This is a genomic window from Frankia tisae (assembly GCF_025403405.1).
GTDB classification, from domain to species: Bacteria; Actinomycetota; Actinomycetes; order Frankiales; family Frankiaceae; genus Frankia; species Frankia tisai.
In genome coordinates, this window is record NZ_JANEZT010000259.1 from 1 (window position 1) to 9,850 (window position 9,850).

5 protein-coding genes are annotated in these 9,850 nt (G+C 71.7%); 2 read left to right on the forward strand and 3 right to left on the reverse strand.

The features are described from left to right. Positions 1–571: 571 nt before the first annotated feature. Entirely contained in the window at positions 572–2,395 is a 1,824-nt protein-coding gene (locus tag NBZ85_RS21665; protein ID WP_261558688.1) for a phosphoenolpyruvate carboxykinase (GTP), read from the reverse strand. A 282-nt stretch (positions 2,396–2,677) separates the two neighbouring features. Here NBZ85_RS21665 and trhA point away from each other — a divergent pair, with 282 nt between their 5' ends. Continuing rightward, positions 2,678–3,373, forward strand: a complete 696-nt coding sequence (trhA, locus tag NBZ85_RS21670) for a PAQR family membrane homeostasis protein TrhA (protein ID WP_261558689.1) — start codon at positions 2,678–2,680, stop codon at positions 3,371–3,373. 47 nt (positions 3,374–3,420) lie between these two features. Here trhA and abmR read toward each other — a convergent pair whose 3' ends face one another. Both abmR and NBZ85_RS21680 read right to left on the reverse strand, forming a co-directional pair. Beyond that, complete coding sequence (abmR, locus tag NBZ85_RS21675; RefSeq protein ID WP_261558690.1) at positions 3,421–4,023, reverse strand: ATP-binding transcription factor AbmR; 603 nt, start codon at positions 4,021–4,023, stop codon at positions 3,421–3,423. Between the two features lie 161 nt (positions 4,024–4,184). Further along, positions 4,185–6,215, reverse strand: coding sequence for a thioredoxin domain-containing protein (locus NBZ85_RS21680; protein ID WP_261562499.1), 2,031 nt, complete (start codon positions 6,213–6,215; stop codon positions 4,185–4,187). Positions 6,216–6,593: 378 nt separating this feature from the next. On the opposite strand from NBZ85_RS21680, the gene NBZ85_RS21685 reads away from it, so the two are divergent. Then, positions 6,594–9,710: a leucine--tRNA ligase gene (locus NBZ85_RS21685; protein WP_261562500.1), complete on the forward strand. Its 3,117-nt coding sequence runs from the start codon at positions 6,594–6,596 to the stop codon at positions 9,708–9,710. Positions 9,711–9,850 lie beyond the last annotated feature (140 nt).

Genomic DNA, 9,850 nt, shown 5'->3' on the forward strand with positions numbered 1-9,850 from the left:
GGGACGATCAGCGGACCCAGGTAACGCGAGTGCCCATCCGGCCGTGTACGGGGGAGCCGGAAGTCTTTCGGAAACATGGTCAGGCGGCCCGGCAACATCAGGAAATGTGGCTGGAACGACTCGGTCAGAGTGGGTCGGAGGGCCCGGGGCCGGACGGGCCGCGTTTTCCGGCGGGCGGGCCGTCCGGATCAGTTCTCCGTGGAGCGGCGCTCATGCCCTCTTGACGGAAATCCGCCGAGCAGTCGGGGACATCGCAGAAAATTCCCGAGGCGACACGCGCCGGCTCCCGTGGAACATGCGGGCTGGCGGGCGGAGCGGAGACGGACCCGATTCCCGGCGAATGGTTACTGCCGGGTGCGTCCTTGCGGGCACTCGGACGCGTCCGCCGTACGCGGAAACCGTAACGAAGCGTGACTGATCGGCGGGTGCAGGCTCGGACTGGGACGGAGGCGGACTGGGGCGGACGCCCACGGACGCCCACGGACGCCCGCGAATGCCGGCGGACGTGCGACGGCCCGCGTCGGGCGGAGGAATCGCCCGGCGCGGGCCGGCATGAAGCTGGGGTCGCGGGTCAGCCGTTGAGGCGGCCGACCAGGGCCTCGTGCTCGGCCCAGAGCTCGGCGGGGAGCCGGTCGCCGAACGTCTGGTAGTGCTCGGGGATCAGCTCGGCCTCCTGCTTCCAGACGTCGACATCGACCGTAAGCAGGGCGTCCAGGTCGGCGTCGTCGATTTCGAGGCCGTCGGTCGGCAGGGCGTCCCTGGTGGGCAGGACGCCGAGGGGAGTCTCCACGCCGTCGGCGTGCCCCTCGAGGCGGCCGACGATCCAGGCGAGGACGCGGCTGTTCTCGCCGAAGCCGGGCCAGAGGAACTTGCCCTGCGGGCTCTTGCGGAACCAGTTCACGTAGTAGATCCGCGGCAGCTTCGCCTGGTCGGCCTTCTGGCCGACCTCGAGCCAGTGGGCGAAGTAGTCGGCCATGTTGTAGCCGCAGAACGGGAGCATCGCGAAGGGGTCACGGCGCAGCTTGCCGATCGCGCCAGCCTGGGCCGCAGTCGTCTCGGAGGCGACGATCGAGCCGAAGAAGACCCCGCGCCGCCAGTCGGGCGCCTCGGTGACCAGCGGAACCGCGGTCGCCCGGCGGCCGCCGAACAGGATCGCCGAGATCGGCACGCCCTTGGGGTCCTGCCACTCGGAGGCGATGGTGGGGCACTGCCCGGCGGGGACGGTGAAGCGGGCGTTGGGGTGCGCCGCGGGCTCGGTGGACTCGGGGGTCCAGTCGCGGCCCTTCCAGTCGGTGAGGTGCGCCGGGGCCTGCTTGGTCAGCCCCTCCCACCAGACGTCGCCGTCGTCGGTGAGGGCCACGTTGGTGAAGACCGTGTTGCCCCACAGCGTCTTGATCGCGTTCGGGTTGGTCTGCTCGCCGGTACCGGGGGCGACGCCGAAGAAGCCGGCCTCGGGGTTGACGGCGTAGAGCCGGCCGTCCTCGCCAAACCGCATCCAGGCGATGTCGTCACCGACAGTCTCCGCCTTCCACCCGGGAAGGGTGGGAATGAGCATGGCGAGATTCGTCTTTCCGCAGGCCGACGGGAAGGCTGCGGCAATGTAGTGAACCTTACCCGCGGGCGACGTCAGCTTGAGGATGAGCATGTGCTCGGCGAGCCAGCCCTCGTCGCGTGCCATGACTGACGCGATCCGCAGTGCATAGCATTTCTTGCCGAGCAGTGCGTTACCGCCGTAACCCGACCCATAGGACCAGATTTCGCGGGTCTCCGGGAAATGGGAGATGTACTTCGTCGTATTGCACGGCCACGGAACATCGGCCGCACCGGACTCGAGCGGAGCGCCCAGAGAATGAACCGCCGGAACAAAGAAGCCGTCGTCACCGAGCTGCTCGAGAGCGGCCGACCCCATACGGGTCATGGTGCCCATCGAAATGACGACATAAGGAGAGTCGGTGATTTCGACCCCGAGCGCCGAGATATGCGATCCGAGCGGACCCATGCAGAATGGCACGACATACATCGTGCGACCGCGCATGGAGCCCTCGAACAGGCCCTGGAGCTTGGCCCGCATCTCCGCCGGATCCATCCAGTTGTTCGTGGGACCGGCGTCGGCGGCCTGCTCGGAACAGATGTAGGTCCGGTCCTCGACCCGGGCCACGTCGCTGGGGTCCGAGGCGGCGTAAAAGCTGTTGGGACGCTTTTCGTCGTTCAGTCGGACCAGCGTCCCCTTCTCAATCAGGAGACTGGTCAGCCGGTCGAACTCGGCCTCCGATCCGTCGCACCACTCAACCCGCTCCGGCTGGGTGAGTTCGGCGATCTCACGCACCCAGGCGACCAGCCTGGCGTGCTTCGTCGGGGCCGCTTCCAGCCCCGGAATCTGTGCCGCGGTCGTCACAGCTCACACCTCCGGTCGAGTCGAACCCGCCGCGTTCTTTCCCCGTATGCAGGTGCCCACTTCAGTACTCGAACGTACTCGTTCACGCGCTGACAAAACCCGCGGTACAGGGGCAGTTCGAGGCCGCGTTCAGGATCATTAGACTGTACCGCGCGTTCCCCCCGCAGTCGCGCGATAGCGAGTAGACAGAAGCGTCGGATCCATCACGCACCGGTACGGACGGACCGCCGCAGGGTGACTCCGTCTCGTGGTTGCCGGAAGCCCCGGGTTATCGTCCTGGACGTGGCTTCCCTCACGCAGCAGCCCGCCGGGCCTCCGCAGGCGGACGGCCCCTCCCACCCCCGTGACCTGGTGCGACCACGCATGCGGGGATGGCTACATGCCGGCGCATTCCCCGTAAGCCTTGCACTGGGCGTCCTCGCTGTCGCCCTGGCCACCACGCTCCGTGCCCGACTGGGGCTCGCGGTATATGCGCTGAGCATCGCGGCACTGTTCGGAACGAGCGCGCTCTACCACCGCACGATGTGGTCGACGTCACGTGCGCGTGCGCGCATGAAACGCCTCGACCATTCAATGATCTTTGTTTTCATCGCCGGGACATACACCCCATTTGCCCTTCTTGCGATGCCGGAGCGGACCGCGCGCGTGGTCCTGGCGGTGGTGTGGGGCGGGGCGGGACTCGGCGTGGCCATCCGGATGCTGTGGCTGCACTCCCCGCGGTACCTGACCGTGCCGCTGTACATCGCCCTCGGCTGGGTCGCCGTCTTCGTCATCCCGGAACTCGCCCACCGGGCCGGCATCGCCTCGATGGTCCTGCTGCTGGTCGGCGGCGTCTGCTACAGCCTCGGCGCGGTCGTCTACGCCACCCGGCGACCCGACCCGGCCCCGGCGACCTTCGGCTACCACGAGGTGTTCCACGCCTTCACCCTTGTCGCCGCGACCTGCCATTACATCGCCCTGATGTTCGCGATCTACTAGCTCCACCCGCCCAGGGCCGGAGAGCCGGGGGCCCCAGGAGGAGAGCGTCAGTTTCCGGGGCCTTCGGAACGGATCTTCTCGACCTGCTCGAGGGCCTCGCGAAGCTGCCGCAGCCAGGTGTCCGAGTTCTCCCCCACCAGCCGCACGCACCAGGCCAGCGCCTCGCTGCGGCTACGCGCCACCCCGGACTCGACGAGCGTGTCCAGCACCTGGCGCTCCGGCTGGCGCAGCCGCGTCATCACCGGGACGGACAACACGGTGAACAGCTCGCTGGCCCCGTCGGCTGTCGCCCCCCACGCGACCTTGCGCCCATAGCGCCGCTCGGCCTCGGCGGCGATGGCGATCCGCTCGTCCCGCGTGCGCTCGCGGAACCGGCGGATCAGGGCGGCGGCCTCCAGGTCACGCCCGGCCGGCAAGGCCGCCCCCTCGGAGTGGGCCCCGGCCCGGCCGGCGCCAGAGTGGGGGGGATCTTCGGCGGGTATCTCCCCGACGACGGTGATCTCGTCCCGGTCGACGACCACGGCCGGCGGGCCGGTGAACCAGCCGGCGGGGACGTGCGCCGCGAACCAGTCCGGCGCGTCCTGCGCCGACAGGGTCTTCTCCGCCCGGTCCCCCGGCCTGCCGTAACCACGCCCACGCGGACCGGACATGACGAGTCTCCTCAGGTCCCCCGGTCGGACCCGCGGGCGGGCCCGACCTGCCGACTGGTTCCGGAGCCGTGGCCCCGCCGGGGCGCGCGCATACACACCCCGGCGGCGCACCCGCCGACGATTACACGCTTACCGGGTCACGAATGAAAGCGTTCCCGCCCTCAGGTGGCAATCTTCACGCCGAGCTGACGCCGGACCTCCTCGGCGGAATGCACGGGAAGCTCGCAGACGAAGTCCCGACAGACGTACACCCCCGGGGCCCCCCGCCCGGCGACCAGCGGCCCGCTGGTGACCACGACGGCGCCCGGCGCGGTGCCCAGCCGGGCGAGCCGTTCCAGGGCCGGGCTGTCCACGACGGCGACCTCGGCCGGCCCGGCGAGCAGGGCCTCCGCGACCGCCCCGGCCCAGCCGGCGAACCGGGCGTCGCGGGACAGCAGCGGCGCGAACCGGGTCACGGTCTCCTCGGCGGTGCGCCGGTGCTCGGCGGAGGCGGTCAGGGCCGCATAGGTGAGCAGGGCACCCGCCACCGCAGCCTGGCCCGACGGCGTCGCCGAGTCCGAGTCGTCGCGGGGGCGGCGCAGCAGCGCCTCCGCGTCGTCCGCGGTGTCGAAGAAGCCGCCGTCCGGCGCCGCGAACCGGGCCCGGACCACGTCGAGCAGCTCGCCGGCCAGGGTCAGCCACTCCGGGTCACCGGTGACCTGGTGCAGCGTGAGCAGCCCCTCGGCGACGTCGCCGTAGTCCTCCAGCACGCCGGCGTTCGTCCCGACCCGGCCGTCCCGGCTGGTGCGGCGCAGCCGGCCGGCCACCAGATGGACGTCGCGCAGCAGCACGGCGGCGTCCTCGGCGGCGCTGATCCAGGCCGGCTCGTCGAGCAGCGCGCCGGCCTCGGCGAGCGCGGCGATCGCCAGCCCGTTCCACGCGGCGACCGCCTTGTCATCCCGGGCGGGCTGCGGACGGGTGGCCCGGGCAGCGGCGAGGGCGGCCCGCACCCTCGCCCAGCGGGCCGCGTCGGGCGGATCCGCCGGAAGCTGCAGCACGGACGTCCCGTGCTCGAACGTGCCCTCGGCGGTGACGCCGAAGATCTCCGCCGCCCAGCCGCCGTCCTCCGCGCCGAGGACAGCACGCAGGCCGGCGGGCGTCCACGAGTAGCTCGCGCCCTCCTCGGGCTGCGCGTGGGCCGCCGGCACGCCCGCCGGGACCGCATCCGCGTCGAGCGCCGAGGCGAACCCGCCCTGTGGGGTCCGCAGGTCGGTGAGCAGGAACGCCGCGGTCTCCCGGACCACCCGTTCGGCCAGCGGCGAGCCGGTGGCGCGCCACAGGTGCAGGTACACCCGTAGCAGCTGGGCGTTGTCGTAGAGCATCTTCTCGAAGTGCGGGACGGTCCACGTCGCATCGACGCTGTAGCGGGCGAAGCCGCCGGCGAGCTGGTCGTACATGCCGCCGCGGGCCATCCGCTCGCAGGTGAACGCCACCATCTGCAGGCTCTGGGCGTCGCCGGTGCGGGCGGCGTGGCGCAGCAGCATCTCCGCGACCATGGACGGGGGAAACTTCGGCGCCCCGCCGAATCCGCCGTGGCGCGCGTCGAACCGGGCGGACAGCCCGGCGACGGCGGTGTCCAGCAGCTGCGGGGTCAGCTCGTCGGCGACGCCGGACGTGGGGCTCGAGGAGAGCCCGGCAACCGGACCGCGCGCCGCCGCCTCGGCCAGCCGGCGGGCGATGTCGGCCCCCGACTCCTCGATCTCCGCCCGCCTGGTCTGCCAGGCGGCGACGACGGCCTCCATGACCTGGCGGAACGAACCCATGCCCGGCCGGGGCCGGGGCGGGAAGTAGGTGCCGGCGAAGAACGGCTCGGCGGTCGGGGTGAGGAAGACCGTCATCGGCCAGCCGCCGTGACCGGTCAGGGCGACCGTGACGTCCATGTAGACGGAGTCGACGTCGGGCCGCTCCTCCCGATCCACCTTGATGTTGACGAAGTGGTCGTTCATGTAGGCGGCGGTGACCACGTCCTCGAAGGACTCGTGGGCCATGACATGGCACCAGTGGCAGGATGCGTATCCCACCGAGAGCAGCACGGGCACCCCGCGGCGGGTCGCCTCCGCGAACGCCTCCGGGCACCAGGGCCACCAGTCGACGGGGTTGTCCGCATGCTGGAGCAGGTACGGAGACGTCTGCTCCGCCAGCTTGTTCGGCACCGGGCAACTCCTCAGGGTCTGGCGTCGCCCGGGTCTGTGGAACCCCGGGTCACTGGGCTATGCAACCAAAGCGGCGGGCGGCTATGCCCCCACCCGTGCCCCGGCGCGCCGACTGTGGCCATCGGCACCCCCAACCGGCTCGGGCAGCCCGGTCCGTTCGTGGGGGCGTGCGGTCGGAACCGGGTTGCACGGCACCGGATACGCTCGGAGGAAGGCACGATCCCCGCTCCTCCGCTTGCCCGCCCGTTCGCCGTCCACTCGCTCGACCGCCGTCCGTCAGGCCGCCGTTGCGCCGCGAGAGCGGTCGACGGGTCGTCGCGGGTACTCGGACGGGTCGTGAAGGGTCGGAGTACCAACGAGTTGGGATGGCACCAGCGAATGAGTGAGACGGCCGAGCACGGCACCGGCGCCGCGAACGCCACGGCATCCCCGCCCGGCGCCACGCCCACCGCCGGGACCGGCGACGAGCCGGGTTTCCGCTACGACGCCCGGCTCGCCGCGGACATCGAGCGCCGGTGGCAGCGGCGGTGGGCCGATGAGGGCACGTTCAACTCCCCGAACCCGGTCGGGCCGCTGGCCGCGGGCTTCGACGAGGTCGCCGGGCGCGAGCCGTTCTACATCATGGACATGTTCCCCTACCCCAGCGGCACCGGCCTGCACGTCGGGCACCCGCTCGGGTACATCGGCACCGACGTGTTCGCCCGCTACCAGCGGATGTCCGGCCGCCACGTGCTGCACCCGTTCGGCTACGACGCCTTCGGCCTGCCCGCCGAGCAGTACGCCATCAACACCGGCCAGCACCCGCGCACGACCACCGACGCCAACATCGCCAACATGCGCCGGCAGTTGTCCCGGCTGGGGCTCGGCCACGACACCCGCCGCGAGATCGCCACGACCGACGTCGGGTACTACCGCTGGACGCAGTGGATCTTCCAGCAGATCTTCAACGCCTGGTACGACCCGCAGGCCGGCCGGGCGCGGCCGATCGCCGAGCTGATCGCCGAGTTCGAGGCCGGGACCCGCTCCCCGGTGGCCGGCCCCGCCGCCGGCAACACCGCCGTGTCGGTCGACGCCGTGCGCGCCGCGAACCCGGCGGGCCTGCCCTGGGCCGAGCTGGACCGGGTCGCCCGCCGCCGGGTCGTCGACGCCCACCGGCTGGCCTACATCTCCGAGCAGCTGGTCAACTGGTGTCCCGGGCTCGGCACCGTGCTGGCGAACGAGGAGGTCACCCCCGAGGGCCGCAGCGACATCGGGAACTACCCGGTGTACCGCCGGCCGCTGCGGCAGTGGGTGCTGCGGATCACCGCCTACGCCGAGCGGCTGGTCGCCGACCTCGACCTGGTCGACTGGTCGGACTCGATCAAGCAGATGCAGCGTAACTGGATCAGCCCGAGCGACGGCGCGAGCGTCGAGTTCCCCGTCGTCTCCCCCGGCCCGGCCGATGCGCCGCGCATCGAGGTCTACACCACCCGCCCGGACACCCTCGCCGGGGCGACCTTCCTGGTGCTCGCGCCCGAGCATCCGCAGGTCGACGCGCTGGTCGCCGACGCCTGGCCAGCGGGCACCCCGGCCGCCTGGCGTTTCCCCGCCGGCCACGGCGCCACCGCGAGCACCGACACCGCAACGGGCACCGAGGCGGCCGCGGGCACCGAGGCGGCCGCCGCCGACCCGGTCTGGACGCCGCGCGCCGCGGTCGAGGCCTACCGGGCGTTCGCGGGGCGGCGCAGCGACCGTCAGCGCGGGGAGGAGATCGACCGCACCGGCGTGTTCACCGGCGCCTACGTCCGTAACCCGGTGGACGGCGCGGAGATCCCGGTCTTCCTCGCCGACTACGTGCTCGTCGGCTACGGCACCGGCGCGATCATGGCGGTGCCGGCGCACGACGGCCGCGACTTCAGCTTCGCACGGGCCTTCGGCCTGCCGATCCCGGCGGTGCTGGCGCCGAACGAGCAGTGGTACGCCGAGCACGGCGTGGCGCCGGGCGCGCCGCCGTCGGCCTGGCCGGACGCCTTCGGCGGCGAGGGCTCCTACCTGCCCGGCCCGGCGGGCGCTCCGGTGCTCACCGGCCTGGGCAAGACCGATGCGATCAAGACGACCGTGCACTGGCTGGAGGACGCCGGTCACGGCCGGTTGGCGCGGTCCTACCGGCTGCGGGACTGGCTGTTCTCCCGGCAGCGCTACTGGGGCGAGCCGTTCCCGATCGTCTTCGACGACGACGGCCTGCCGCACACCGTCCCGGACGAGCTGCTGCCCGTCGAGCTGCCCGAGATGACGGACTTCCGGCCGACGGCGATGGCCGAGGACGACGAGAGCGACCCGGTGCCGCCGCTGGCCCGCGTCGCCGACTGGGCGAACGTCACCCTCGACCTCGGCGACGGCCCGAAGCGCTACCGGCGCGAGACGAACACGATGCCGCAGTGGGCCGGCTCCTGCTGGTACCACCTGCGTTACCTGGACCCGACCAACACCGAACGGTTCGTCGACGAGACCGTCGAGCGGTACTGGATGGCCAAGCCGGGCGCGGCAGCCGGCGACGGCGGCGTCGACCTGTATGTCGGTGGCGTCGAGCACGCGGTGCTACACCTGCTTTACGCCCGGTTCTGGCAGAAGGTCCTCTACGACCTGGGGCACGTGTCGTCCAAGGAGCCGTTCAAGCGGCTGTTCAACCAGGGCTACATCCAGGCCGATGCGTTCACCGACGCCCGCGGGATGTACGTCCCGGCGGCCGAGGTGACGGCGGGCGGCGACGGCCGGTTCACCTACGAGGGGGCGCCGGTCGACCGTCGCTCCGGGAAGATGGGCAAGAGCCTGAAGAACAGCGTCAGCCCGGACGAGATGTACGACCGCTTCGGCGCCGACACGCTGCGGGTCTACGAGATGGCGATGGGCCCGCTCGACGCCGACCGGCCCTGGCACACCGACGACATCATCGGCTCGCACCGATTCCTGCAGCGGCTGTGGCGCGCGGTCGTCGACGAGAGCAGCGGCGCGGTCGCCGTCTCCGACGAGGAGCTGGACGCCGAGGCCGCCCGCGTCCTGCACCGGACGATCATCACGTTGGCGGCGGAGTACGCGGGCCTGCGGTTCAACACGGCCGTCGCCCGGCTCATCGAGCTGACGAACTTCGTCTCGAAGCGGTACGGCCAAGCCGCGGCGACCCCCCGAGCCCTCGCCGAGCCGCTGGTCCTGATGGTGGCGCCGCTGGCCCCGCACATCGCCGAGGAGTTGTGGACCCGGCTTGGGCACGGCGAGTCGGTGAGCCGCGCGGCCTTCCCCGCGGGCGACCCGGCGCTGGCCGCCGAGGCCGAGCGGACCATCCCGGTCCAGGTGAACGGGAAGGTGCGGTTCACCCTTCAGGTGCCCGATGGTGCCGCGGAGCCGGCGATCCGCGAGCTGCTCACCGCGCATCCCGACTACGCGCACCAGACCGAGGGCCGGACGATCAAGAAGATCATCGTCGTCCCCGGCCGCATCGTGAACATCGCCCTGGCCTGACCGCGTATCCCTTGCCCTTCCAGAGGGATAAATCAGGCCGAAACCCTCCGGAAGAGCCCGGAAGGGTAAGGAAGCGGCCCGAAACGGTGTGCGGTGCGGCTCCCGGCTCAGCCGCCGGAGGACGGGGGGCCGGGCTGGGC

Coding starts and splice junctions, on each gene's coding strand:
- abmR (WP_261558690.1), bottom strand. CDS start 4,023: ATGTCCGGTCCGCGTGGGCGTGGTTACGGCAGGCCGGGGGACCGGGCG.
- NBZ85_RS21685 (WP_261562500.1), top strand. CDS start 6,594: ATGAGTGAGACGGCCGAGCACGGCACCGGCGCCGCGAACGCCACGGCA.